We start from the raw sequence: 26896 nt of genomic DNA, 5'->3' as shown, positions 1-26896 counted from the left end.
GATGAATCGTCTTCAACAGATACGGAGTCTTCCATGAGTGAAATCAGTCGCACCGCCCTCTTCGGCAAGCTCAATTCGCTGGCCTACAAGGCCATCGAAGGCGCCACGGTGTTCTGCAAGATGCGGGGCAATCCGTATGTGGAACTGGAGCACTGGTTCGCCCAGTTGCTGCAGGCGCAGGACTCCGACCTGCACCGCGTGATCCAGCACTACGGCCTCGATGTGTCGGTGATCGCCAAGGACATGACGGCCGCGCTCGACCGACTGCCGCGCGGCGCCACCGCGATCAGCGATTTTTCGCCGCACATCGAGAACGCCATCGAACGCGCCTGGACCTACGCCACGCTGCAGTTCGGCGAGGCGCAGGTGCGCACCGGCTACATCCTGGTGGGCATGTTGAAGACGCAGAGCCTGCGCAACCCGCTCTTCAACTTGTCCAAGCAGTTCGAGAAGATCAAGGTCGAGGACCTCGCCGACAACTTCCCCAAGGTGTGCGACGCCTCGCCCGAATCGCAGATGCGCGCGCAGGACGGCACCGGCATGGGCAGCGGCGCTCCCGGCGAAGACTCGGGCGCGATGGCGCCGGCCGCCATGGGCAAGGGCGATGCGCTGAAAAAATTTGCTGTCGACCTCACGGAGAAAGCCAAGAAGGGAGAGATGGATCCGGTGACCGGGCGGGACGAGGAAATCCGCCAGATCGTCGACATCCTCATGCGCCGCCGCCAGAACAATCCGCTGCTCACCGGCGAGGCCGGCGTCGGCAAGACCGCGGTGGTGGAAGGTTTTGCGCAGCGCCTCGCGCGCGGCGACGTGCCGCCGCAACTGAAGGACGTGAAGCTGCTCACGCTCGACATCGGCCTCTTGCAAGCAGGCGCGAGCATGAAGGGCGAGTTCGAGCAACGCTTACGCCAAGTGATCGACGAGGTGCAGAGTTCGCCGACGCCGATCATCCTGTTCATCGACGAGATCCACACGCTCGTGGGCGCGGGCGGCGCAGCCGGCACCGGCGACGCGGCCAACCTGCTCAAGCCGGCGCTCGCGCGCGGCAACCTGCGCACCATCGGCGCGACCACCTGGGCCGAGTACAAGAAGTACATCGAGAAAGACCCGGCGCTCACCCGCCGCTTCCAGGTCGTGCAGGTGCCCGAGCCCGACGAGGTGAAGGCGATATTGATGCTGCGTGGCGTGGCCAGCGTGCTCGAGAAGCACCACCGCGTGCAGCTGCTCGACGAGGCCATCGAGGCCGCAGTCAAGCTCTCGCACCGCTACATTCCCGCGCGCCAGTTGCCTGACAAGGCGGTGAGCCTGCTCGATACGGCGTGTGCCCGCGTGGCCGTGTCGCAGCATGCGACGCCGCCCGAGGTGGAAGACTGCATGCGCCGCATCGAGGGCCTGACGGTCGAGCAGGAAATCATCGGCCGCGAAGCCACCATCGGCATCGATGTGACCAAGCGCTCGGCGCAGGTGGAGGCGCTGCTGGTCGAGTCGAAGCTGCAGCTCGAAGCGTTGAATGCGCGTTGGCAGGAAGAGAAGGGGCTGGTCGACCGGTTGCTGGAGCTGCGCAGCAAATTGCGCGCGGGCAACAAGCCGGTGGACAAGGAGGCTGGTGCCACAGCCACCCCCGTTCGCACTGAGCCTGTCGAAGTGCCAGGCGCGGCTTCGACAAGCTCAGCCCGAACGGATGGAGATGCATCGAGCGGATCGGACGCTGCCCCCGCGCACGACCGTGCCGCGCTGCTCGCCGAGCTGCACGAACTGCAGGCCAGGATTCATTCGGTGCAGGGCGAATCGCCGCTCATCCTGCCTTCGGTCGACGAACAGGCCGTGGCCTCGGTGGTCGCGGACTGGACCGGCATTCCGGTCGGCCGCATGGTCAAGAACGAAGTCGAAGCGGTGCTCAAGCTCGCCGACACGCTGAACCAGCGCGTCATCGGCCAGAAGCACGGCCTGGAGATGATCGCGCGCCGCATCCAGACCTCGCGTGCGCGGCTGGACAACCCGCAGAAACCCATCGGCGTGTTCATGCTGTGCGGCACCTCGGGCGTGGGCAAGACCGAGACCGCGCTTGCGCTGGCCGAGGCGCTCTATGGCGGCGAGCAGAACATCATCACGATCAACATGAGCGAGTTCCAGGAGGCGCACACCGTCTCCACGCTCAAGGGCGCGCCGCCCGGCTACGTCGGTTATGGCGAGGGCGGCATCCTGACCGAGGCGGTGCGCCGCCGTCCCTACAGCGTGGTGCTGCTCGACGAAGTGGAAAAGGCCCATCCCGACGTGCACGAGATCTTCTTCCAGGTCTTCGACAAGGGCTGGATGGAAGACGGCGAGGGCCGGATGATCGATTTCAAGAACACGATCATCCTGCTCACCACCAACGCCGGCAGCGAGCTCGTGATGAGCATGTGCCGCGACCCCGAGTTGCTGCCCGATTCGAACGCGCTGGCCGATGCGCTGAAGGCGCCGCTCATGAAGGTGTTCCCGCCCGCGCTGCTGGGCCGCATCGTCACCATTCCCTACTACCCGCTGTCGCCGGACATGATGAAGAAGATCGTGCGGCTGCAGCTGGGCCGCATCAAGAAGCGCGTGGAGACCAACCACGGCGTGCCCTTCGAATACACCGAGGCGGTGATCGAGCAGGTGGTCGCGCGCTGCCAGGACCCGGAGTCGGGCGGCCGCGTGATCGACGCGATCCTGACCAACACGGTGCTGCCCACCATTTCGGTCGAGTACCTGCAACGCCTGGCATCCGGTGGAGAGATCCGCCGCGTCGCGCTGGACGTGAAGGATGCCGACTTCACCTACGCGTTCGACTGAGCTGCTCCATCTTCAAGAGACCGAGCCGCCTTCATCCTTCAAGAGTAAAAAATGGCCGACCACGAGTTCCGCATCGAGACCGATTCACCCGCCAAGGACGATTTGATGTTCTGGCGCATCGTGGGTCACGAGGCGCTCGCGCGGCCCTCGGCGTACGAGCTCACGGTGCTCTCGAAGAACAAGGCGCTCGATGCCAAGGACATCCTGGGCCGTGCGTTCGACGTGGTCATCGAGTTCCAGGACAAGGATGGCGGCAAGCACGAGCGCCACTGCCAGGGCCATGCGGTGCGCTTCGTGCGCGCGGGGCATGTGGGGCGGCATTTCGAATACCGCATCACGCTGCGCTCGTGGTTCTGGCTGCTCACCAAGCGCACCAACTCGCGCATCCTGCAGGACAAGAAAATCCTGGAGGTGCTCGACGCGGTGTTCGAAGACAGCCCGATCAAGCGCTTCAAGAAGACCAAGGCCGGCAACGTCATCGGCACCCACACGCCCCGGCGCTACTGCGTGCAGCACCAGGAGAACGACTACCAGTTCCTCTCGCGCCTGCTGGAGGACGAGGGCATCTACTACTGGTTCGATGCGCACGATGCGCCCGGCACCATGCACCTGTCGGACGCGAGCGACCTTGCGCACGAGAAGCTGCCGGTGGACGGCACGCTGCGCTACATGCCCAGCGATGCGAGCGAGGCGCGGCACAACGAGATCTCGCGCTGGATCAGCTCGCGCCAGTTCGACACCGGCAAGCAGGCCTCGCGCGACAGCGACTTCAAGGCGATCAAGAAGAAGCTGGGCGCCACCATCGACGTGAAGGACGACCATGAGCTGGCCGACTTCGAGGAGTTCGAATTTCCGGGCGGGTACTTCAAGGGCGACGAGGCCGAGAACCGCACCAAGCTGCGCGGCGACGAACTCAACGCGCGCCGCGACCGCCACTGGGCACTGACCACCTGGCCCGACGTGACGGCCGGGCGCAGCTTCAAGTTCGAAGGCGATCCCGACGGCACGCGCAACGGCGACTACGTGATCGCGGCCTGCACCTTCATGGCGAGCCACCCCGGCTACGAAAGCGTGAGCGCGAGCGCGGCAGTGCCCCAGCAGGTGCACACGGCACTGGCCGATGTGCTGCGCGACGACGCGGTGAACGCCGACACGCTCGAAGTGCTGCAAGACCTGATCGCCGGCACGCCGATGCTCAACACCTCGCAGCCGGGCACCAGCGCATTCTTGATCACCGCGATCCCGCTGGAGCGCGCCTACCGGCCGCCGCGCCTCACGCCGCGCGTGACCATGCCCGGGCCGCAGACGGCCATCGTGGTCGGCCCCGCTGGCGACGAGCTGCACGTGGACGACCACGGCCGCGTGAAGGTGCACTTCCACTGGGACCGCTACGACGAGAGCAACGAGAAGTCGACCTGCTGGGTGCGCGTGTCGCAGCCGTGGGGCGGCAAGGGCTGGGGCGGGTATTTCATTCCGCGCATCGGCCAGGAGGTGATCGTCGACTTTTTGAATGGCGATCCGGACCGGCCGGTGATCGTCGGCCGCGTCTACAACGACGACCAGCCCATTCCGTACAAGTCGCCCACGCAGAGCGGCTTCAAGACCCGCTCCACGCCCGGCGGCGGTCCCGCGAACTACAACGAGATCATGTTCGAGGACAAGAAGGGCGAGGAGAACATCAACATCCATGCCGAGCTGGACATGAGCCGCAGCGTGGAGCGGGACGATTCGACGAAGGTGGACCGCGACCAGTCGGTGGTCGTGAAACGCGACCAGACCACCACCGTGGTGCGGGACCGCAAGCTGACGGTGGAGAACAACGACACCACCGAAATCCAGCAGTTCCAGAAACTCACCGTCGGCAAGAACCAGGACAACCATGTGGTTGGCTTCCAGACCACCAAGGTCGACGCCGACCACGCGCTGCTGGTGAAGGGCCATCACAAGATCCATGCCGACGGCAACCGCACCGATTCCACCGGCGGCAACGAGACCCGTTCGGTCACCGGCACCCAGACCATCACGGTTCAGGGCGGAGTGAAGTACAAGGCGCCGACGATGCTGTTCGAGGCGGGTCACATGGAGTTCAAGGTGACCGGTGGCAACTCGATGAAGATCGATGCCAACGCCGCGCCGTATGCCGCGGCGTTCCAGAAGTACACGCTGGTGAGCAACACCGAACTCAACATGGTGGCCATCGGCAACATCAATACCGTGTCGGTGGGCTCCAACACCACGGTGCTCGGTCCCAACACGAGTGGCTACGTCGGCAACAACACCGACTTCAATCTCGGCGTCACCCGCTCGACCTTCATGGGACTGAGCATGGACAACGCGCTGGGCATCGCGATGTCGAACTTCCTGGGCCTGAAGATCGACAACACGCTGGCCGTCAGCATGGAATCGGTGGCCGGCCTCAAGATCGAGCGCGACGGCACGTCGGTGCGGCAGGCGCCGTTGCATTCGATCATGCCTGGTGCCGGTGCCGGCGCGGGAACGGCCGCAACGGGCGCGATGGCGACCGCCGGCACGGTGGGCGCGGTGGCCGGACTCGGGTACGGCCTCGTTTCCATGTTCAGCGGCGGTGTGTCGTTTGCTGAGCAATACAGAGACGCGAGGAAGCTGCTGAACGAGGTGCTGTCGAGCAGTGACATCGACAAGATTCCCGGAATGCGCGGAAGGCTGGAGCGCATGCGCAACCTGGTGGGCACCAACGTCAATGACGGGCTGCTGACGATCGGAACGGTCGGTGGGGCTGGTGCGGTGATCGCGCTGCTGGGCATGATCCCCGGCGTCAATGCCGTCGGCAGCGAGCGAGGCGCCAGCGGATTGCTCAGCCGCGATGAGGCGACCGGCAATCCCAACGGTTGAGTCCGCAAGCTAGCGCAAGAGGCCCTAATGCAAGTCGTCAAACCCCAGGCTGTCTGCCTGAGCACGCGTCCCATCGAGTACCGCAAGCGGTTCGGTCTCTGCGTGACGGCCATGCTGCACGTTCCCTTCACGCAAGCCCAGGGCGGTACGCTGTGGGGCGAGCAGTCGGCCTGGAACTTCATCGGACGCGAAATGCCGGTGCCCCTGGTCGACGAAGGCGTGGCCAAGCTCACGCCCGAATTCCTGGTGCATGGCAAGGCCTTTCCTCCGCCCGACCGACCCAACGCCTGCGCCGTGCGCGCGCGCCTGGGCAGCCGCAGCAAGACCTTGCTGGTCTTCGGCGACCGCCGCTGGGACGGCGCGAAGGCAAGCGCTCCGCTTGATTTCGACGCGATGCCGATCGATTGGGCGCATGCCTACGGTGGTGCCGCAGTGCCGGCCAATCCCGACGGCCTTGGCGCGGCGGCCGAGGGCGGCGTGCATCGGCTGCCCAACATCGAGCGACCCGACCAGCCCCTGCGCGATCCGGCCCAGAGCGTGGCGCCTGCCGGCTTCGGCCTGCGCGGACCGATGCACCCGGAGCGGGCACGTTTTCGCGGCACTTACGACGCGAGCTATCTCAAGGAGCACGCGCCGGGCTTCGCGCCCGATCTGGACTGGCGCTATTTCAATCTCGCACCGGAGGACCAATGGTTCGACGCGCCCCTGCGTGGCGATGAGTCCTTCCAGCTCGATCACATGCATCCGGCGAAGCCGTCGATCGAGGGCCGTCTACCCGGTTTGCGGGCGCGCGTGTTCGCCGACTACCGTGCCGCGAATGCCCTTGAGCCGCGCCTGCGCGAGGTGCCGTTGCGCCTGACGACGGTCTGGTTCTTTCCGCACGCGGAGCGTGCGCTGCTGCTGTTCCAGGGATTGGCCGAAGTGGGCACCGACGACGGGTCCGACATATATGGGCTGCTCGGCGCGGTGGAACGTATCGATCAGCCTCGGCCCGATGCCCACTACCTCGATGCGCTTGCACGGCGGGCCGATCCGCGCTGGGGCGGCGTCGAATGCCTGGACGACAGCGACCTGCTGCCTGCGGGCATCGATGTGGCTGACCCCGAAGCCGAGCGCGCCGCCGAAGCCTTCGCGAGCCAGGGCCTGCAGGCCGAGGCGCAGTACCGGCGGGCCGAGATCGACGTGGCATTGGCGCGCGAGGAACTGCGCGGCAGCGGCCGCGACCCGGATGCGATGGGTGTCGTCATGCCGCCTCGCGAAAAGCCATCCGCACCGGCGCAGCGCGTAGCCCATCTGAAGGAGAAGATCCGCGAGGCCGAGCAACAGCAGTTGTCGGCCATCGACGACGCACTGGATGCGCTCGAGAAAGCGGTGGCAATGCGCAAGGAGCACAAGGCAATGGAGCCGGTGCAACACCGCGGCCCGCCGCTCTTCAATGCCGATGCGGCACTGGAGCGTCTGAAAGCTGCGAATGCCGGCGCCACCGGCGCGTTCGATCTGTCGGCCGTACACGGCAAGTTGCTGCAACAGGAAGCGATGGAGCGGCTGGGCTACCTGCAGGGCGCACACGAGCAACCGCCAGCGCCTGCCATGCAGGCGGCACAGGCCGAGACCTTGCGAAAAGGCATGAAGGAGGCGTTGGCCGGGGGGCTGCGCTTCTTCGGCGGGATGGATTTCACGGGAGCCGACTTTTCGAGCCTCGATCTGCGCGGCGTCAATTTCGCAGGCGCTTGGCTCGAGAGCGTGGACTTCAGGCAGGCCAATGTCTCGGAGGCGAACTTCACGGCGGCCGTGATGGCGCATGCGAATCTGGACGGTGCAATCGGTGTCCGGGCCGTGCTCAAGGGAGCGAACCTCGGCCGCACGCACTGGAAGGGCGCCGTATTCGACGATGCCGATTTCAGCGAGGCGCAGTTGAGTCATGCGGACCTGGGCGGCCTGGCACTCAGGCGCGCGCGGCTCAAGGGTGCGATGCTGATCGGCACGCGCTGGGCCGGGGCCGATGCCCACGGGCTGCATGCGCCGGAGCAGCTTTTCTACCGGCTGTCGTTGCCGGGTCTTGCACTCGCCGAAGCTGAACTCGCGGGCTGCCAGTTCGTCGAGTGCGATCTCACGGGCGTCGATTTGCGCGATGCCGACCTCGCTGGCGCCAACATGCTCACCTGCAAGTTGGCCGGTGCGAAGTTCGGCGGAGCGCGCGGTCCGGGCATGGTGTTCGCACAGAAGTGCGACTTGAGCGAAGCGGATTTCTCCAAAGCGCAGATGCAGGGTGCCAACTTCGGCGCCGCGGACATGTCGCGCGCACGCATGGTCGGCAGCGTGCTGGATGGCGCCAACCTGTGCGAGGCGAACCTGACCGACAGCGACTGGCGGCTGGCCTCGGCCAAGGGCGCCTTGCTGCGCCGCACCGGCCTGCAGCGCGCGAAGCTGGCCGGCGTCAATTTCACCGACGCGATCCTGCAGCACGCAGACTTGCGCGGCTGCGACTTGCGCAACAGCAACCTGTTCGCGGCCGACCTGTCGCGCGCGCGGCTCGACGGCGACGTGCGCCTCGAAGGCGCGTTACTCAAGCGCACCCGCACCTGGCCGCGGCTGACGCCCGGACAGCAGGCCATGGGGGCGTGAGGGCGACATGATGAACGCAACGACACTGGCCTTGGCAGTGCTGCTCGGCGAGTCGGTGCCCGATCTGGACCTCTCGGGCGGCCACTTTGCGCGAGCCCGGCTGGCCGGTGGGCTGTTCGACCGGGTGAACTTCGCCAAGGCCGATCTGCGCAACGCCGATCTGCGCGAGGCCGTTTTCAACCAGTGCGACCTGCGCGGTGCGCTGATGGGCGGGGCGCAGCTTCAGCGCGCTGTGTTCAACCAGTGCCTGATGGACCACGTCGATCTGCGCGAGGCGGCCCTGCATGCGGCCGTGCTCTGCGAATGCGAGGCGCCGCATGCAAACCTGTCGGATGCCGACCTGAGCATGCTGGTGTGCACCAAGACCCGTCTCGATCACTCGATGCTGCGAGGCGCGCTGCTCGACGCCAGCGTGCTGACCGAGAGCAGCCTGGTCGATGTGGGCGCTGAATCGACGCGCTGGGTGCATGCGACGGTGGCCGGTTGCGATCTGCGACATGTCGCCTGGCGGGAGGCGAGCATGCTGCGCGTCGCGTTCTCCACCACGCGGCTGGCTGGCGTGTCCTTCGACGGCGTGGCGCTCGAGAGCTGCCAGTTCGCCGGGGCCGACCTGCGAGCCGCGGTTTTCAGCGGTGCGCCGCTGCGCCAGTGCAACTTTCAGGGGGCCACCCTCGACGAAGCCCGCTTCGACCGCATCGACGCGCCGCTCGCATTGTTTTGCGAGGTTCAAGGCAAGGGCGTGGATTTTTCCGGCGCCCGGCTGGCGCAGGCGCTGTTTACCGGCGCGAAGTTGCCGGAGGCGAACTTCAGCGGCGCCAACCTGTACCAGACCCATTTCGCCGGCGCCGTGCTCGAGCGCGCGCGCTTCAATGGCGCGGATCTCACCTATGCCGACCTGCGCCATGCGCGCCTGCACCAGAGCGACCTGCGTGGTGCGACCCTGCTGCGCGCATGCCTGCACCGCGCATTGACCGAAGAAGCGCAGATCGACGACCGCGCGCGCGCGATCGAAACCGACCCCCAGCTCGCGGAAGCCGAGGACTGGCGCCCGCTGCCGGCATGACACGCCATCGAAGCGACGCTCTTTTATCAATGGAACGACTCTCATGAAAACCACTGCCCACCCTGCCGTCCGCCGGAATGCCGCCGCGTCGCGCCGCGCACCGACGGCCTGTTCCGCAACTGCCGCGGCATCGGCCGATAAGTGCTGGACCGCGTTGCTCGAGGCGGGAAGCGACGGCCGGGTGTGCGTCCGCCAGGACGGCACGGCGCTGGAGGTGCGCACGGCCGCGAGCTGCCTGCTCGTTCCCGCGGCGGGCGACACGGTGCTGTGCTTCGGCACCGCGCGTGACGGCATCTGGGTGCTGTCGGTCCTTGAGCGATGCGCCGGGGCGCGGGAGCGGGTGCTCCTGTGCAGCGGCGACACCAGGCTCGTGGTCGAGGGCGGCAAGCTCGCGCTGGAAGCCGAGGACCTGCACCTGAAGTCGGAGCGCCTGGGTGTGCGCGCCGCGGCCGCGACTCTGTCGCTCGGCTCGACGGAGTTCGTCGGCGAGCGCGTGCGTGTCGTCGCCGGCACGGTCAAGCTGGTGGGCAGCATGCTCAGCACGGTGATGGACCGCATCAACCACTTCAGCCAGAACTACCTGCGCACGACCAGGGGGCTGGACCGCGTGGATGCCGATCACATCGAATGCGATGCGAAGCAACTCCTGCACCTGCGCGGCGAGCACGCGCTGATCAACGGCGCCAAGCTCGTGAAGACACGCGGCGCGCAGATCCATTTCGGCTGAGACAGCGTCATGTTCGCCAACTGCCAGATGATGGGAACGGACATGGGTTTCCCCGATGTCTGCATCACACCTGCCGCACCATCGCCGATTCCGGTTCCCTATCCGAACATCGCGATGGGCCCGATGGCCATTCCGAACTGTCCGACGATCCTTTTCATGGGAACGCCGGCTCACAACCTCGGCACGACCATTCCCATGACCAACGGTGACAACGCGGGCGTGCTTCTCGGCGTGGCGTCCGGAACGGTGATGGGGCCGAGCCGGCATCTGACGGGTGCCTTCACCGTGTTGCTGAATGCCATGCCCGCAACGCGCCTGACCAGCACCAGCCTGCAGAACAGCACCAATTGCCCTGGCGTTCGCACTGTGCCTAGCCAGACGCTGGTGCTGTTGTTGGCGCCCTGAGGCGCTGCCACGACGGCAGGCCCGGCGCCTGCCGCAAGAAGTCAGTGAACGAAGAGAACGGGAGAGGGCCTCGAGCCGAAGCACATGGCTGATCACGAGTTCCGTATCGAAAGCGATTCGCCCGCCAACGGCGAACTGATGTTCTGGCGCATCGTCGGCCACGAGGCGCTCGCGCGCCCGTCCACCTACGAACTCACCGTGCTCTCGAAGAACCGCGCGCTCGACGCCAAGGACATCCTGGGCCGCGCGTTCGACGTGGTCATCGAGTTCCAGGACAAGGATGGCGGCGTGCACCAGCGTCACTGCCAGGGCCATGCGGTGCGCTTCGAGCGCACCGGCCACGTGGGGCGGAACTTCGAATACCGCATCGGGCTGCGCTCGTGGTTCTGGTTGCTCTGCAAGCGCATCAACTCGCGCATCCTGCAGGACAAGAAGGTGCTCGAGGTGCTCGATGCGGTGTTCGAGGACAGCCCCATCAAGCGCTTCAAGAAGACGCAGACCAGCAACGTGATCGGTACGCACAACCCGCGGCGCTATTGCGTGCAGCACCAGGAGAGCGACTACCAGTTTCTATCGCGCCTGTTGGAAGACGAAGGTATCTATTACTGGTTCGATGCGCACGACGCGCCCGGCACCATGCACCTGTCGGACGCGAGCGACATCGCGCACGACAAGCTGCCCGTCGAGGGCACGCTGCGCCACGTGGCGAGCGACACCACCCAGGCGCGCCACAACGAGATCTCGCGCTGGGTGAGCGCGCGGCAGTTCGACACCGGCACCTACGCATCGCAGGACAGCAACTTCAAGGCGATCAAGAAGAAGCTGGAGGCCGCGGGCGGCGCGCCCGACAAGCACGAGCTGGCCGAGTTCGAGGCCTTCGAGTTCGCGGGTGGCTACTTCTCGGGCGGCGACGCGGACGACAAGGGCAAGCTGCGCGGCGAAGAGATCGTCGCGCGCCGCCAGCGTCACTGGGCGCTCACCACCTGGCCCGACGTGACCGCGGGGCGCAGCTTCAGCTTCGAGGGCGACCCCGATGGCGCGCGCGACGGCGACTACGTCATCGCGGCCTGCACCTTCGCGGCGAGCCATCCGGGCTACGAGAGCATTCCCCACAGCACGCCGCGCATGCCTATCGAGCAGGCGCTGCGCGAAGCGCTCGACGACGACGCGGTGAACGCCGAGGCGCGGCCCGCGCTCGAAGCGCTGATCGCCAGTGCGCCCGCGCTGCGCACCGACCCGCAGGGAACGAGCGCTTTTCTCATCACCGCACTGCCTATCGACGTGCCGTTCCGCCCGCCGCGCCTCACGCCCCGCGTGGTAATGCCGGGGCCGCAGTCGGCCATCGTGGTGGGGCCGGCCGGAGAGGAGATCCATGCCGACGACTTCGGCCGCGTGAAGGTGCACTTTCACTGGGACCGCTACGACAAGAGCGACGAGAAATCGACCTGCTGGGTGCGCGTGTCGCAGCCGTGGGCGGGCAAGGGCTGGGGTGGTTACTTCATTCCGCGCATCGGGCAGGAGGTGATCGTCGACTTCCTGAACGGCGACCCCGACCGGCCGATCATCGTGGGCCGCGTCTACAACGACGACCAGCCGATCCCGTTCGGCTCGCACACGCAGAGCGGCTTTCGCACGCGCTCCACGCCCAAGGGCAGCGCCTCGAACTGCAACGAGTTCCGCTTCGAGGACAAGAAGGGCTCCGAGCAGGTGTACCTGCACGCCGAGAAGAACCAGGACATCGAGGTCGAGAACGACGAGACCCACTGGGTGGGCCACGACCGCACCAAGACCATCGACCACGACGAGACCACGCACGTCAAGCACGACCGCACCGAGACGGTGGACAACAACGAGACCATCACCGTGCACGGCCAGCGCACGGAAACGGTGGACAAGAACGAGACCATCACCGTCCACATGAACCGCACGGAGACGGTGGACCTGAACGAGACGATCTCCATCGGGCAGAACCGCTCGATCACCGTGGGCGCGAGTGAAACGGCGACGGTGGCGCTGCAGCGCACGCACACGGTGGGCATCAACGAAACCATCACCGTGGGCGCGGCGCAGGAGATCACCGTGGGCGCGATGCAGGCGGTGACGGTGGGGGCGAGCCAGACGATCAACGTGGGCGCGAACCAGTCGAGCAGCATCGGGGCGAACCGGTCGGTGGATGTGGGGGCGGCGCTCTCGACGAACGTGGGCGCCGACGAGTCGCGCAGCGTGAGCGGGGGGCGCTCCACCAGCGTGGGGAAGGACGATGCGCTCTCGGTCGGCAAGAACCTCGTCATCAGCGCGGGCGACTCGATTTCGATCACGACCGGCAGCGCGAGCATCACGATGAAGAAGGACGGGACCATCGTCATCAAGGGCAAGGACATCACGATCGACGCCTCGGGAAAGATCAACGCGAAGGCGAGCAGCGACATCGTGATGAAGGGGTCGAAGATTTTGCAGAACTGATTTCCACAAGCGAGGACACGATGAGCAAACGAGAGTCGATCGACGAGTTGCTGGCTGCACGGCTGGAGCCGTTGCCCGGCTTGCCTGCCGTGGTGCTGGGAGAGCTGGTGGCGCTTGCGGACGAGGGCTGCACGCCGCTGGTGCTCTTCGCGGGCCGGCCGTCCGGTGCGGCCGTGCGCGCACGCACGGTGGTGGATTTGCACGGTGCCCACATCGGTCACCAAGTGACGCTGGCCTTCGAGGCGGGCGATGCGGCACGGCCCATCGTGACGGGCGTGCTCCGCGAGGCGCAGGGGTGGCCGCTCGCGGAGCTGCCGGGGCAGGTCGAGGTCTCGCAGGACGGGCGGCGCATGGTCGTCGGCGCCCGCGAGCAGTTGGTCATGCGCTGCGGCAGGGCGAGCATCACGCTCACCAAGGCCGGCAAGATACTGATCCGGGGGGCGTATGTCGCGAGCATCTCGAGCGGGGTCAATCGCATCAAGGGCGGATCGGTCCAGTTGAACTGAGAGGCTGAGAGGCAATGGAACTGATCAACGCCACCCGCATGGTCACCGGCTACACGATGGGCGTGGAGCCCAGCGGCAGGGAGTTGCTCGTCGTGGTGATCAAGGGCACTTTCGTGCTGCCGAGGCCCGGGGAAGCGGTGCGCCTGCACGACGAGCAGGTGCCGCTGCTCATGGCGGACACATTCAACGGTGCGCCGGGCTTCAGCGCGCCATTGCACGAGGCTGACTTCGCGCCCCGCAAACACCAATGCGATGTGCTGCTTGCCGGCAGCGCTCACGCGCCCGACGGCCGCCCGGTCACGCGCGCCCGCGTCGGGCTGCATGTCGGGCCGATGCACAAGAGCTTCGACGTGGTCGGCCATCGCGTCTGGGAAGCCGGGCTCGGTGCGGTTCGCGCGAGCCTGCCCTTGCCGTTCGAGACGATGAGCCTGAGCTACGGGTGCGCGTTCGGCGGGATCGACGAATCCTCCGAAGACCCCGCCGAGCACAGCGCCTATGGGCCCAATCCCGTGGGTCGCGGCTACCGCAAGCGGCTCAAGGCGTCGTGGGTCGACGGCACCCCGCTGCCCAACACCGAGGAGTCGGGCATCCTGGTGGATGCCCCCGACGGCGCCTTTCGTCCGATGGCCTACGGGCCGGTCGGTCGCGGTTGGCCGCAGCGCGCCTGCCATGCCGGCACCTACGACCAGGCATGGCTGGACCACGGGTTTCCGTTTCCACCGGAGGACTTCGACGAACGCTACTACCAGGCGGCGCCGCTCGACCAGCAGATTCCGATTCCCGAAGCTGCGCTCGAAGTGCGTCTGGAGAACCTCACGCCCGACGGGCTGCGTCATTTCGCGCTGCCCTTTTTCGAAGCGCCCATCCATGTCTTTCCGAAGAACAACGCAAGGCGCGAAGACCTGGTCGCCCGGCTCGACACCATCGTCTTCGAGCCCGACCAGGAGCGCTTCACCATGCAGTGGCGCGTCGCGCGGCCGCTGCGCGACAACATGTTCGAGGTGTCGCAGGTGCTCGTCGGCCGCAAGGGCGAGGACTGGTGGCAGGCGCGCGACGAGATGACTTTTCCGATCCGCGTCGTGAGCGCCCCGGCCGATGCCGATGCGGACCTGGAGGCGTTCGAATGACCGGCGTGGCTGTGGCCGGCGTAGGTCTCGTCACCAGCCTCGGCCTGGACGCAGAATCGACCTGCGCTGCACTGCGCGCGAGCGTCACCAACCCGTCGATCACCCGGTTCCGCGGGCGCGACGGCCAGTGGATCAATGCGCACCAGGTCGAGCTCGATGCGCCCTGGGTCGGTATTTCCAAGCTCGTGCAGATGGCCTTGATGGCCGCCGACGAGTGCCTTGCGGGCGCGCGGGACGCGTCAGCGGGCGATGCACTTCCGGTTCTGCTTTGCACGGCCGAGCAGCAGCGCCCCGGACGACTGGAAGACCTTGACGACGCGCTGTTCGATGGCATCCGGTCGGGACTTGGCGTGCGCGTGGACGAACACCACTCGGCCATCTTTCCGCTCGGACGCGTGGCGGCGCTGGCGGCGCTGGAGCGGGCGAGACGGTTGATCGCCGAGCAGGGGTGCGGGCAGGTGCTGATCGTCGCGGCCGACGGGCTGCTCTCCTGGCCCGCACTGAAACACTATGTGGACCTCGACCGTGTGCTGCGTGAGGACAACTCCAACGGCTTCATGCCCGGCGAAGGCGCCGGGGCGTTGCTGATTGCCGCGGCGCATGCCGGTGACACGCTGCGCTGCACCGGCATCGGCGCCGGCATCGAGCCGGCGCCCGTGTTGAGCGGTACGCCGCTGCGCGGCGACGGGCTCACCGCCGCCATCGCGCAGGCGATGCGAGAGGCGGGGCTGCTGGCGGATGACGTCGATTTCATCGTGGCCGATATCTCCGGCGAGCAGTATTTCTTCAAGGAGGCGGCGCTGGCGCGCTCACGCGCGCTGCGCGGGCATGTGCGAACGCTGGATCTGTGGCATCCGGCGGAGGGCATCGGCGAGGCGGGGGCGCTGGCTGGTGTTGCCGCGATCGCCGCCGCATGGACCGCAATGCGCAAGGGCTACGCGTGCGGGCCTCGGGTGCTGGTCCACGGCTCGAACGATGCGTCTTACCGCTTCGCTGCGGTGCTCTGCCGCCCGGACCCCCAGGCCGTGGAGGAGATGTCTTGAGCAACGAGGTCTATGCCAACAACATGGAGGTGTCGTGCAAGGCGGCGGCGGGCAAGTCGATCTGCGCCTTTCCCGATGTCTGCTTCACGCCGCCGCAGACGCCCGCCACGCCGCCGGGGGTACCCATTCCCTACCCGAACACCGGGCTCGCATCGGACTGCACCAACGGATCCACCAGCGTGAAGATCTCGGGCAAGGAGGTGATGCTGAAGAACAAGAGCTATTTCAAGAAGAGCACCGGCGACGAGGCGGGCTGTGCGCCCAAGAAGGGCATCATCAACAGCAAGATCACCGGCAAGGTCTACTTCAATGCCTGGTCGATGGATGTGAACGTCGAGGGCGAAAACGTCGTGCGCAATCTCGACCTGACCACGCACAACCACGGCAGCACGGCCAACGAGGCGGTTCCGTGGCCCTACCAGGACGCGATCGCGATGAATGTGAAAGGCCATCCGTGCAAGGCCATGGCCAAGGACATCAAGGACAACTGTTCGGGTGCCAACGACTACGGGCGCGACTGCTGCAAGGCGCGCAAATGCATGCTGGCGCCGTACTCGCCGAACACCTGCTGCAACGCGCCCAGCACCTCCAAGCAGATGACGCCGCACCACCCGCTGCCTTCGAAGGAGTTCGTGGCCCACGCGGGGCGCGGCAAGCCGGACCCGGCCACCAACTACGTGTCGAACAAGGCGCCGTGCGTTTGCCTGAAGGGCACCTCGCATGCCAAGCACACCGAGCACGGCAAGGTCGGCTGCAACTACACGGTCGAGAAGAACAAGTGGTTCAAGGACCCGGCCAACAAGGGCAAGAAATACACGCTGAAAGAAGGCATCAAGACCGCGGCCAAGTCGGCCCAGGGAAAGATCAATTCCGGGGATTCCAAGGGCTGCGACGAGAAATGCATGGCACGCCAACTGGCCCTCGGACACAGCCGCATGAAGCTCACGGTGAAGACCAACGACCCGCTGCCGCGATCCAGGCAGCACGCCTGAAAGGACCCGCTCATGAACCCGTTTCCCAAGGTGCTCAAGCGCCAGGACTACATCCAGGAAGGCGCCAACCCGGCGCTCGGCGTGGTGCTGCTGGGCTGCACCGTCGGCGATGACTACGACAACCCCGACAACCGCGTGCTGGTCGTGCGCGATGCCGCCGTCGCTGCGTTTTCCTTCGGAGGGGATGAACTCGTCTCCATCGATGCGGGTGCCGGTGGCACGGGCTACGCACTCGGCGAGAACGGCACGCTGATCAGCTTCGACTGGCTCGGCGGCACCACCGATGCGGCGCTTGCGCAGTCGCTGCAGCGATTTTCCAATCCCGCCGTGGAGGACCTCGGGCCCTTGCGGCGATTGCGGCTGCTTGGCGCGGACGTCGTCTGCGCGGGTTCGGTGGGGCAGGCCTATCTGTTCGCCGGCGGGCGCTTCGCGGCGCTGCCGCAACTCACGGTCGAAGGCGAGGACGTGACCATCGAAGACCTTGCGGGCACTTCCGCCTCCGATTTCATGGTCGTCACTTCCGACGGCTACGGCGCGCGTTTCGATGGCCGTGCCTGGCACAAGCTGGACTTGCCGGGCAATTCGAGCCTGAACACGGTGTGCCGGCTGCCGGACGGGCGCTTCGCCATCGGCGGCGACAACGACACGCTGCTGATCGGCGCCGCCGACCAGTGGCAGGCCCTGGCAACGGACGACATGGAGCGTGACTACTGGGGCATCGCCGCAGAGGGTGAGGCGATCTATCTGGCACACGTCGATGGCATCGACACGTATGACGGTGCATCGCTCCAGCCGCTGGCAATTGCCAAGCGGCAGAAGAACGAGTTCGTCGTGCTGCGCTCCGGTCCCGACGGCGTGTGGTCGCTGGCCGGACGCAGCGTGGGATTGATCGCCGCCGGTCGGTGGCAGGTCATGGTCTAGCCGCGAACGCCGCGTCATGTCCGTTGCCGAGCATCCAGCCGCCGTCGTGCGGCCACGCCGGACCCCGGTGCCGCTGGTGGTGCAGCAGCACGTGGAGGAGGCCGTTCAACTGCGGCGCGTGCGCTCGGTGCTGGTGCGCGCGGCGCACGTGAGGCTGCCTCGCCTCGCGCGCCTCGATGAACGCATTGCGGCGCACCTCGATGGCATCGGCGTCGCGGGCGCGCTGGGCGCGGCCTTGTGCCTGCAGGTGCTGGAGCGTCCGGGCGTGGCCGAGTTCTTCGCTGTCACGGTGCGCGCCATCGAAGACCGCGACACGGAACGGCTCTCCAGGCTGCTGGCCGCGGCTGCCGCACTGCCCGACGGGCGGGCAGGACTTCTGTCGGCGTTCGGTTGGGTCGAGGCGGCCGCGCTGCGAGGACTGGTGCAACCGCTGCTCGATGCTCACGATCCCTGGTGGCGCGAAGTGGGGCTGGTCGCTTGCGACCAGCACGGCGTGGACCCGGGAGACACGCTCGCCGATGCGCTGACCGACGACGATGCCGGCCTCAGGCAACGCGCGCTGCGCATGGTGGGCCGGCGCGGTCGCATGGATCTGCGCAGTGCCTGTATCGCGGCGATGGGAGATGCGAACGCTTCGTGTGCCTTCGAAGCCGCGCGTGCCGCCTTGCTGACAGGCGACCGCGGCGCATCGATGGCCGTGCTCGAAGCCATGGCGACCGGAGGCGGACTTCGCGCGCAGGAGGCGCTGTCGATCGTGTTGAAGATCGCGCCCCTCGAGCGTGGCCTGGCCATGCTGGCGGGGTTTGCGAAAGACCGCGCACATGCCAGAACACTGGTTCGCGGCGCTGGCGAGCTGGGCGATCCGCATGGCATCGCATGGCTCATCGAGCAGATGCACGACCCGAAACTGGCCCGGCTTGCGGGCGAATCCTTCAGCCTCGTCACCGGGCTCGACCTGGCCTTTCTGGACCTCGAGTGCGATGGGCCCGATGGCCTGGTGACCGGCCCTGACGACGATCCCGACAACCCCGACGTGGCGATGGACGAGGACGACAGCCTACCCTGGCCCGACCCCGGGAAGATCGGGGCATGGTGGCAGGTCAACGGCCATCGGTTCCCCGCGGGCCGGCGCTTCTTCATGGGCGAACCGCCGGGAGAAGGGCATTGCCTTCGCGTGGTGCGCGAAGGGAGCCAGCGCCAGCGTGCGGCGGCTTCGCTGCACCTGAGCCTGATGAAGCCCGGCACCCCGTTGTTTCCCACCGCGGCACCGGCCTGGCGGCAACAGCGATGGCTCGATGGCATGGGGGCGTGAAGCGTATGGCCGCGAAGCATGTTCTTGCCGCACTGGCGCTCGCCTTCCTCGTCGCCGCGGCGCTGCGCTGGTCGCGCAACGCCCGGCGCGTCGATGCCGCCACCCGCACCTGGCTCCTCATCGCCCTCATCTTCACCGCCATCGCAGCCTGGCTGCAATGGCATACCTCTTAAGGCGAGATTGCCAACCCGCCCCCCGGAATGAATACTCCTTCTGAGTTTTTTCGCCCGCGCACGCCCTGCGCGCCCGGGCTGTGTCCGGACATAGAAGGGCCTAGAGCCTCGGGGGCCGATTCATGATCCATATCGCTGTCATCACCCGGCAAGGCGCTCCGGCGGGGCAGCCCATCGCCGCCGATTTCGGGCCCAACGGGGGCACCATCGGCCGGGCCGACACGAACACGCTGGTGCTCGACGATCCGGACCGCACGGTCTCGCGCGTGCATGCCCAGGTGCTGTGCCGCGACGGCCAGTACTTCGTGATCGACCGGGGCAGCAACCCGATGCAGTGCAACGGCGTGTCGCTGGGCTCGGGCAAGGAAGCGCCGCTCACCGACGGCACGCGGCTGGTCGTCGGCAGCTTCGAGCTCAGCGTGCGCGCGACGGCCGCCGCGCCGCCGCCGCTGGCGATTCCCAACACCATCATGTCCGCGCCGGCCGGTGCCGCTGCTGCCGCGAGCACGGGCGACGATCCCTTCGCGGATCTGCTCGCGGGCCTCGGCTCGCCGCCGGCGCCCGCACCGGTCGCGTCCAGTGCAGCCAAGGCTGCCGCACCCGCCAGCGCCGATTCGCTGCTCTTCCCCGACCCGATGGCCACCGGCTCCCGCAATGCGCAGGCCGCACAGGTAGATCCGTTCGCCAACCTGCTCGGGCCCACGCCGAGTTCCGCGCCGGCCGCGGGCCTTGGCGCGCTCGACGATTTCTCGGACCTCGGCGCGCCGCCCGCGCATGGCAAGGCATCGGGTATCGACGAGCTCTTCGGTGGCATGAACAGCGGCGGTGGCATCGGCGGCGATCCGCTCGCGCTGTCGCCGCTGGCCGATCCGCTGCTGCAGCCGAACACGGCCTCGTCCGCGGACCCGCTGGCCGCGTTGCAGAGCGCGGCACCGTCCACGCCGACGCCGCGCTCCGACCACTTGCCGATCGACCAGTTCGGCTTCACGCCGCCGAAGGCTGTGACGCCTCCGCCTCCGCCTCCGCCGCCACCTCCTCCGCCACCTCCGCCACCACCTGCGCCCGCGCCGGCGGCCGCAGCGCCTGCGGAAGTGCTGCCGCAGTTCGACGACATCACGGGCCAGCCGATCCGCATCAGCGGCCCCGAGGTGGGCAGCAGGCCATTGGAGCCGCTGCCTCCGCTGCCGTCGCCACCGCCGCCGCCGGTTCAACGCGCCTCCGCACCGGCCGCGCCGCGCGCCGAGCGCACGGCCTCCGACGACGAGCTGCTCGCCGCCTTTCTGCGCGGCCTCGCCAGCACGCACCAGCCGCCCGAGATGCTCACGCCCGGCCTCATGGAGCGCATCGGCTCGATGCTGCGCAGCGCCACCGAGGGCACGCTGCAGCTCTTGCTCACGCGCCAGGAGTTCAAGCGCGAGGTGCGCGCCGAGGTCACGATGATCGCGGCGCAGGCCAACAACCCGTTGAAGTTCTCGCCCACGGTGGAAGTGGCACTCGCGCACCTGCTCGGGCCGGGCGTGCGCGGCTTCATGCCGCCGGAGGCCGCGATGCGCGATGCATTCAACGACCTGCGCGCCCACCAGTTCGGCGTGATGGTGGGCATGCGCGCGGCGCTGGCGCACGTCATCACGCGCTTCGAGCCCGAAGAGCTCGAGAAGAAGATCAGCGCGAAGTCGGCGCTCGACGCCATCTTCGCGGCCAACCGCAAGGCCAAGCTCTGGGACCAGTTCGTCGCGCTCTACGGCGGCATCGCGAGCGAGGCGGAAGACGATTTCCACAACCTCTTCGGCAAGGCGTTTCTCGAAGCCTACGAAGAGCAGATGGCGCGCCTGAAGTCCGACGGACAGTGACGACTTAGAAGAACAAAAAGCAGCAGAACGACGACCTCGGTCGAAGCCATCACCACAACAACACCAGCCATCGCGAGGCACCCCGCTTGGAAATCGAAATCGTCACGTTGTCCCGACAGGGCGGCCGCACCTACAACGAGGACGTCCACGGCCACTGGCATGACGAGCGCTACGTCGCCTGCCTGGTGGCGGACGGCGCGGGCGGTCATGGCGGTGGCGATGTGGCGGCAGCCACGGCGCGCAGCAGCGTGCTGGGCGGCTTCTCGGCGGCGCCGGGGCTGGACGAGATCACGCTGCGCACGCTGGTCGAGCAGGCCAATCGCGACGTGGTCGCGCGCCAGGCCGAGGGCGGCAAGCTCGCGGGCATGCGCTCCACGGTCGTCTTCGCGGCGATCGATCTCGAGAACCAGGCGCTCGCCTGGGTGCACAGCGGCGACAGCCGCGCGTACCTTTTTCGCGGCGGGGCCATCGTGGCGCGCACCACCGATCACAGCCTGGTGCAGCAGATGGTCGCCGGCGGCATGCTCGACGAGGAGGGCGCGCGCCTGCATCCGCAGCGCAACATGCTGCTCTCGGCGCTGGGCTCGATCGAGGAGGCGCCCGACATCGCGGTGTCCGACCGCATGCGCCTGATGCCGGGCGATGTGCTGCTGTTGTGCAGCGACGGCGTGTGGGAGCCGCTGGGCGACGAGTGCCTGGTCGACACGCTGCATGCCTCGCGCACGCCCAGCCAGTGGACCGAACAGCTCGACACGCAGATCAAGGCGCGCGCCAAGCCGGGCCACGACAACTACACCGCGCTCACGCTCTGGGTGATTCCCGAGGAAGAGGACGATGCGACGCGCCTGCTGCCGGTCGAGGAGCTCGCGCAGCCCGGGAGTGCCGGGGCTGGCAGGCAAGACGAAAGCTAGAAATCGGGAACCGGCCGACAGGGCCGGCCATCAACTTCAGAGGTCGACGTTGATGTGCAGGATCAGCTCTTCCTCGTCGGTCTTGTCGAAGACCGTGGTCACGAAATCCTCGATGACCTGCGCCATGTAGATCACGACCTGGTCGCCCAGCTTGGCCGTCTGCCCGCGCAGCGCATTGAGGAACTCGCTCTGGATCTGGCTCGAATTCTTGCTGGAATCGAAGAAGTACTTGAGCTTGATGTCGCCTTCGAGGAAGAGGGTGAAGTCCAGGCTGTAGGAGCAGATCGTGCCGAACCGCGCATCGGCGATTTTCTTGAACTGCTCCTCGATTTGCGTGAGCGTTCCGTTCCGGGCGGTCTGCTGGGTCTTGTTCGCGAAGTTGTCCGCGAGCGCGACGGCCTTGAGCGCGATCAGGCTGCCTTCGGTCCACGCCGATCGCGACTGCTTGAAGCCATAACTGCCGCGGGCTTTGAGTTCGAATCCGATCATCTCGGTCTCCTGGTCTGACGGCGGCAGCCGCTGCCGCTGCGGCAGGCGCGCGGGCGCCGTGCCGAGCGCATGGGCTCGATGCCGTCGAGGGTTGTTTGTTTGTTGTCGGGTGCCGTGGCGTGTGCCGCGGCCCTCCCCGTTGGCCAGGCGTCGGTGCCTGGAGGCGGGCTTCGCACCCGGCGCGGATGCCGGGGGAAGCTCTACGCCGCGGTCTGTGTCAGACCTTCTTGTTGGCCGCGATGTCCCAGCCCGTTTCCTTGGTGCCGTCGCCGGAACCGTCGGCCTTCTGGGGCGTGTACTCGTACTTGAACTTCGAGAAGTTCAGCGTCAGGGTCTCGGTCAGGCGGTCTTCGCCGCCGCTGCCGCCGGTCTGGATGCTGCTCACCAGGATGTCTTCCATCGTGAGCTTGACGTATTCGAGCGGCGTGGCGCCGGCCTTGCGCACCACCAGCGTGCCCTTCTTGATGTGCTGGCCATTGCAGCAATCCAGGAGCAGCAGGTGCGAGGAAGAGTCGACGTACTTGGTGATCGAGATGTCCTGCACGCTCACCTTGCCGGCGCCCGAGCCGCCGCCCACGTGGCCGGTGCCGGACTGGCTGGCACCCCAGCTCCAGGCGAGAACGTCGATTTCCTTCTTGTGCGAATCGTCCTTGGATTCGCCGTCGACGCCTTCGAGCTTCAAAAACATGTCTGCAGCCATGATGCTTACCTTTCAGTTGTGTGTGAGTCAGGGAAAAAGGGCTTCCGTGCGGTGCCTAAGCGTTGGTGCCCGGGAGCTATCAGGAGAACGAGCGGAGGGCCGTTTTTTCAAAGACCCTCCGAAGGCATATGCCTTCGTTACTTGCCGCCCTTGGCCGAGGGCAGCTTGGACACCAGCCGCAGCGACACGGTGAGGCCTTCGAGCTGGTAGTGCGGACGCAGGAAGAACTTGGAGGTGTAGTAGCCGGGGTTGCCCTCGACCTCTTCCACCACCACCTCGGCCGCGGCCAGGGGCTTGCGGGCCTTGGTCTCCTCGGACGAGTTGACCGGATCGCCGTCCACGTAATTCATGATCCATTTGTTGAGCCAGCGCTGCATGTCGTCGCGCTCCTTGAAGCTGCCGACCTTGTCGCGCACGATGCACTTCAGGTAGTGCGCAAAGCGGTTGCAGGCAAAGAGGTAGGGCAGGCGCGCTGCGAGGTTGGCGTTGGCCGTGGCATCCGGGTCGTCGTACTCGGCCGGCTTGTGCAGCGACTGCGCGCCGATGAAGGCCGCGAAGTCGGAGTTCTTGCGGTGAATCAGCGAGAGCAGGCCGGCCTTGGAGAGCTCGGCCTCGCGCCGGTCGCTGATGGCGATTTCGGTGGGGCACTTCTGGTCCACGCCGCCGTCGTCGCTCGGGAAGGTGTGCAGCGGCAGGTTTTCCACCGCGCCGCCCGACTCGATGCCGCGGATGCGCGATCCCCAGCCGTAGAGCTTGTACGAGCGGTTGATGTTGGTCGCCATCGCATACGCGGCATTGGCCCAGGCGTACTTGCTGTGGTCGGCGCCGGCGGTGTCTTCCTCGAAGTCGAACTCCTCCACCGGGTTGGTGTTGGCGCCGTAGGGCGTGCGCGCAAGAAAGCGCGGCATGCACAGGCCCAGGTACTTGGCGTCGTCTGAATCCCGCAGCGAGCGCCAGCCGGCGTACTCGGGCGTGAGGAAAATCTTGGTCAGGTCGCGCGGGTTCGCGAGCTCCTGCCACGACTCCATCTGCATCAGGTTGGGGCTCGCGCCGGTGATGAAGGGCGCATGCGCCGACGCCGCGATCTTGGACATTTCGCCGAGCAGCTCGATGTCGGGCGGGCTCTGGTCGAAGTGGTAGTCGCCCACCAGCGCGCCGAAGGGCTCGCCGCCGAACTGGCCGTATTCCTGTTCGTAGATCTTCTTGAACATCGGGCTCTGGTCCCAGGCCGCGCCCTTGAACTTCTTCAGGCTCTTGGCGAGGTCCGTCTTCGAGATGTCCATCACCCGGATCTTCAGGTGCTCGTCGGTCTCGGTGTTGTTCACCATGTAGTGCAGGCCGCGCCACGCACTCTCGAGCTTCTGGTAGTCGGGGTGGTGAATGATCTTGTTGACCTGCTCGGTCAGCTTGGCGTCGATCGCGGCGATCATGGCCTGGATCGACTTGGTCACGTCCTTGCCGATGACGGTGCTGTTGCTCAGCGCCTGCTGCGCGAGCGTGAGCACGGCGGCTTCGACGGCGCTCTTGGCTTCGTCGCTGCGCGGCTTGAATTCCTTTTGAAGGAGCGACGAAAAGTCGCTGCCCGCATAGGCAACGTCCTTGAGTGCGCTCTGCTCGAGTGCTTCGGCCATGGTGGTTTCTCCTCGTGTACCGGTAGGTCAGGCGTTGGGGCGTTTGTGTGTGGGTATCAGGCGGCCGGCTTGCTGCCGTCCTCGGGCTTGGCGGTAGCCGCCAGCGACTGCAGGAGGGCCGGGTCTTCCAGCACCTTGGCCAGCAGTTCCTCGGCGCCGTTCTTGCCGTCCATGTAGGTCACCAGGTTCGACAGCTGCGTGCGTGCTTCGAGCAGCTTGTTGAGCGCGCCGACCTTCTTGGCGACGGCCGCGGGCGAAAAGTCTTCCATGTTCTCGAAGGTGAGTTCCACCTTGAGTTCGCCTTCGCCAGTGAGCGAGTTCTCCACCGCGAATGCGGCGCGCGGCTTCATGGCCTTCATGCGCGAGTCGAAGTTGTCGACGTCGATCTCCAGGAACTTGCGGTCGGCCACGGGCGCGAGCGGATCGGTGGGCTTGCCCGACAGGTCGGCCAGCACGCCCATCACGAAGGGAAGCTGGATCTTCTTTTCGGCGCCGTAGAGTTCGACGTCGTATTCGATCTGCACGCGTGGCGCCCGGTTGCGGGCGATGAATTTCTGACTGCTCTTGGCCATGGCGATGCTCCTTGCGGGGGTAAATGGGGCGGTTGGATCAACAGGAAAAAAGAAAAACGAAAAGGAAGGATGCGGCGGCTACTCGGACGAACGCTTGCCGGTCACGTTCTCGATCGTGTCCAGCGCGCCGGGCGCGAGGTTGGCCATGATTTCGAGAAAGCTCACGCCGATGAGCTTCTTGGCGCGGTCGATCAGGAGCGGCGCGGGGTTGCCGGGCTCGGTCTGTTCGAGAAAACGGATCACGCGGTCCAGCGTCTGCAGTGCGTCCTGGCGGCTCTGGATCTCGCCGCGCGCGGCGGCAGCACGTGGTGCGCCGCCGGCTTGGGCGCCGTCGCCTTCAGCGCCTTCGGCCACGGCTTCATCGGGTGCGCCGATGGCCGCGCTGCAGGCCTTCTGCAGCATGCGGCCGATGCTGCGCAGCGGCGCCAGGTCGATCACGTCGGCACGGCCGGTGCGCTCGACCAAGAGCGCCTGCAGCTTCTCGACCAGGCCGGGCACGCCGATGGCCGCCTGGATCAGTTCGGGCCGTTCGGCATGCAGCGCTTCGAGGCCGCCCTGGATCTGCGCCGGCGAATAGGTGGCGTCGCCGCCCACCGCGTTCAATGCGTTGTTGGCCACCGCGATGTCGCGCACGCGGATCGCGCCCACGCCGGGCGCCACGCCCACCTGCGCGTCGTACAGGTCCTTCAGCACCATCGCCTCGTCGCCCAGCGGTGCCAGCGCGTTCAGGCGCATGGTCGGGTCGTTGTCATCGTCGGCATCGAGCTTTGGATGTATGCCTTCCCAGAATTTGTCGAGCAGGCCGGTGAGCAGCTCGAGCCCGGCGACGAAGCCGGTGATGCCCTGCAGGCGCGTCGATGCGCGCAGCAGCAGCACCGCAGGGCGCACGTCCTTGCTGCGGCGCAGGAGCGCATCGGACTGCTCGGCCACCTGGCGCCACTCCGGCTCCACCGCCGGGATGACGGTGTCGCCGAACTGTTGTTCGGGCTTGCCCTGCGCGGACGTGGTGAGCGCGGTGAAGTCCGCGTCGTACTCCAGATCGTCCCCGCATGGCGATGCCTCGCCAATGGGCGTGAGCAGTGCTTCGACAAGTTCGTGAGTCAGCATGTTGCCTGTTCGAGTTCGCTGGTGATAATCAAAGATGCGTCAGGACCGGTCAATGCAACGAAGGGAATAGCATGCGCACGCTGGGTACACACCATTCGTCCTATGAAGGCTTCTTCGCTGCGGCATCGCGGCGCCGTGTGGCGGGTCTCGGGCTCGCAATTGCGGGTCTCGTGGGCCTCGGTCTCGCTGGCTGCGCGAGCAAGCCGGTGGTCACGCCGGTGAGCATCACGCTCGTGGCCGGCGCCGATGCCAACCCCGATGCGCGCGGCCGCGCATCGCCGCTCACGGTGCGCGTGTATGCGCTCAAGTCGCCCGGTCCCTTCGAGGGCGCCGACTTCTTCTCGCTGTTCGAGAAGGACCAGGCCACGCTCGGCGCCGAGCTCGTGCAGCGCGAAGAAATGCTGCTGCGCCCCGGCGAAACCAAGAAGCTCGACCTCACGCTGCCGGCTGATGCCAAGTCCATCGCGGTGATGGCGGCCTTCCGCGACCTCGACCGCGCGCGCTGGCGCGAAGTGGTGCCGGTGACCACGGGCAAGCCGCAGACGCTCACCGTCAACTTCGGCGCGCGCCAGATCCGTATCGACGCCAAGTAAG

22 protein-coding genes are annotated in these 26896 nt (G+C 66.8%); 17 read left to right on the top strand and 5 right to left on the bottom strand.

Annotated features, from left to right (window positions below; all coding sequences use genetic code 11):
• The first annotated feature begins 33 nt into the window (after positions 1-33).
• The 16 genes from tssH to QF040_RS21770 all read left to right on the top strand — a co-directional run bounded on the left by tssH (position 34) and on the right by QF040_RS21770 (position 21803).
• On the top strand, positions 34-2814 hold the full coding sequence (gene tssH, locus QF040_RS21845; RefSeq protein ID WP_429612778.1) for a type VI secretion system ATPase TssH: 2781 nt from the start codon (positions 34-36) through the stop codon (positions 2812-2814).
• Between the two features lie 51 nt (positions 2815-2865).
• Positions 2866-5685, top strand: coding sequence for a type VI secretion system Vgr family protein (locus tag QF040_RS21840; RefSeq protein WP_429612777.1), 2820 nt, complete (start codon positions 2866-2868; stop codon positions 5683-5685).
• Positions 5686-5712: 27 nt separating this feature from the next.
• Positions 5713-8310: a DUF2169 family type VI secretion system accessory protein gene (locus QF040_RS21835; protein WP_429612776.1), complete on the top strand. Its 2598-nt coding sequence runs from the start codon at positions 5713-5715 to the stop codon at positions 8308-8310.
• 10 nt (positions 8311-8320) lie between these two features.
• On the top strand, positions 8321-9373 hold the full coding sequence (locus QF040_RS21830) for a pentapeptide repeat-containing protein (protein WP_429612775.1): 1053 nt from the start codon (positions 8321-8323) through the stop codon (positions 9371-9373).
• Positions 9374-9416: 43 nt separating this feature from the next.
• A complete protein-coding gene (locus tag QF040_RS21825) occupies positions 9417-10100 on the top strand; it encodes a DUF3540 domain-containing protein (protein WP_429612774.1) in 684 nt (227 codons plus the stop codon).
• A gap of 9 nt (positions 10101-10109) precedes the next feature.
• Complete coding sequence (locus QF040_RS21820; RefSeq protein ID WP_429612773.1) at positions 10110-10505, top strand: DUF4150 domain-containing protein; 396 nt, start codon at positions 10110-10112, stop codon at positions 10503-10505.
• Positions 10506-10589: 84 nt separating this feature from the next.
• Positions 10590-12968, top strand: coding sequence for a type VI secretion system Vgr family protein (locus QF040_RS21815; protein ID WP_429612772.1), 2379 nt, complete (start codon positions 10590-10592; stop codon positions 12966-12968).
• Between the two features lie 20 nt (positions 12969-12988).
• A complete protein-coding gene (locus tag QF040_RS21810; protein WP_429612771.1) occupies positions 12989-13474 on the top strand; it encodes a DUF6484 domain-containing protein in 486 nt (161 codons plus the stop codon).
• A gap of 14 nt (positions 13475-13488) precedes the next feature.
• The gene (locus tag QF040_RS21805) at positions 13489-14601 is read left to right on the top strand and encodes a DUF2169 family type VI secretion system accessory protein (protein WP_429612770.1); all 1113 of its coding nucleotides are present in this window, start codon (positions 13489-13491) and stop codon (positions 14599-14601) included.
• Positions 14598-15644 (top strand): hypothetical protein, encoded by a 1047-nt coding sequence (locus QF040_RS21800; RefSeq protein ID WP_307646912.1) that lies wholly within the window; start codon positions 14598-14600, stop codon positions 15642-15644. The genes QF040_RS21805 and QF040_RS21800 overlap by 4 nt, the downstream gene beginning before the upstream one ends.
• Positions 15641-16636, top strand: a complete 996-nt coding sequence (locus QF040_RS21795; protein ID WP_429612769.1) for a PAAR-like domain-containing protein — start codon at positions 15641-15643, stop codon at positions 16634-16636. Before QF040_RS21800 ends, QF040_RS21795 begins: the two co-directional genes overlap by 4 nt.
• 12 nt (positions 16637-16648) lie before the next feature.
• Positions 16649-17557 (top strand): hypothetical protein, encoded by a 909-nt coding sequence (locus QF040_RS21790; protein ID WP_307646910.1) that lies wholly within the window; start codon positions 16649-16651, stop codon positions 17555-17557.
• 16 nt (positions 17558-17573) lie between these two features.
• A complete protein-coding gene (locus tag QF040_RS21785) occupies positions 17574-18869 on the top strand; it encodes a TIGR02270 family protein (protein ID WP_307646909.1) in 1296 nt (431 codons plus the stop codon).
• Complete coding sequence (locus QF040_RS21780; RefSeq protein WP_429614739.1) at positions 18866-19042, top strand: hypothetical protein; 177 nt, start codon at positions 18866-18868, stop codon at positions 19040-19042. Before QF040_RS21785 ends, QF040_RS21780 begins: the two co-directional genes overlap by 4 nt.
• Before the next feature lie 122 nt (positions 19043-19164).
• On the top strand, positions 19165-20892 hold the full coding sequence (tagH, locus tag QF040_RS21775) for a type VI secretion system-associated FHA domain protein TagH (RefSeq protein WP_429612768.1): 1728 nt from the start codon (positions 19165-19167) through the stop codon (positions 20890-20892).
• Between the two features lie 86 nt (positions 20893-20978).
• Positions 20979-21803, top strand: a complete 825-nt coding sequence (locus tag QF040_RS21770) for a PP2C family protein-serine/threonine phosphatase (RefSeq protein ID WP_429612767.1) — start codon at positions 20979-20981, stop codon at positions 21801-21803.
• 36 nt (positions 21804-21839) lie between these two features.
• Here QF040_RS21770 and QF040_RS21765 read toward each other — a convergent pair whose 3' ends face one another.
• From QF040_RS21765 to tssA, 5 genes are all read right to left on the bottom strand, one after another.
• Entirely contained in the window at positions 21840-22292 is a 453-nt protein-coding gene (locus QF040_RS21765; RefSeq protein WP_429612766.1) for a hypothetical protein, read from the bottom strand.
• Positions 22293-22509: 217 nt separating this feature from the next.
• Positions 22510-22992, bottom strand: a complete 483-nt coding sequence (locus QF040_RS21760) for an Hcp family type VI secretion system effector (protein ID WP_429612765.1) — start codon at positions 22990-22992, stop codon at positions 22510-22512.
• A 137-nt stretch (positions 22993-23129) separates the two neighbouring features.
• Positions 23130-24623, bottom strand: coding sequence for a type VI secretion system contractile sheath large subunit (tssC, locus tag QF040_RS21755; RefSeq protein ID WP_013539052.1), 1494 nt, complete (start codon positions 24621-24623; stop codon positions 23130-23132).
• Positions 24624-24679: 56 nt separating this feature from the next.
• Positions 24680-25195, bottom strand: coding sequence for a type VI secretion system contractile sheath small subunit (gene tssB / locus QF040_RS21750; RefSeq protein ID WP_013539053.1), 516 nt, complete (start codon positions 25193-25195; stop codon positions 24680-24682).
• A gap of 78 nt (positions 25196-25273) precedes the next feature.
• Positions 25274-26302: a type VI secretion system protein TssA gene (gene tssA, locus QF040_RS21745; RefSeq protein WP_429612764.1), complete on the bottom strand. Its 1029-nt coding sequence runs from the start codon at positions 26300-26302 to the stop codon at positions 25274-25276.
• A 71-nt stretch (positions 26303-26373) separates the two neighbouring features.
• Between tssA and tssJ the strand changes: the two genes are divergently transcribed.
• Positions 26374-26895: a type VI secretion system lipoprotein TssJ gene (gene tssJ / locus QF040_RS21740; protein ID WP_429612763.1), complete on the top strand. Its 522-nt coding sequence runs from the start codon at positions 26374-26376 to the stop codon at positions 26893-26895.
• Position 26896 lies beyond the last annotated feature (1 nt).

The sequence above is a fragment of the Variovorax sp. W2I14 genome (assembly GCF_050435205.1).
Taxonomy (GTDB): Bacteria; Pseudomonadota; Gammaproteobacteria; order Burkholderiales; family Burkholderiaceae_C; genus Variovorax; species Variovorax paradoxus_C.
This window is presented reverse-complemented; position numbering and strand designations above follow the sequence as displayed.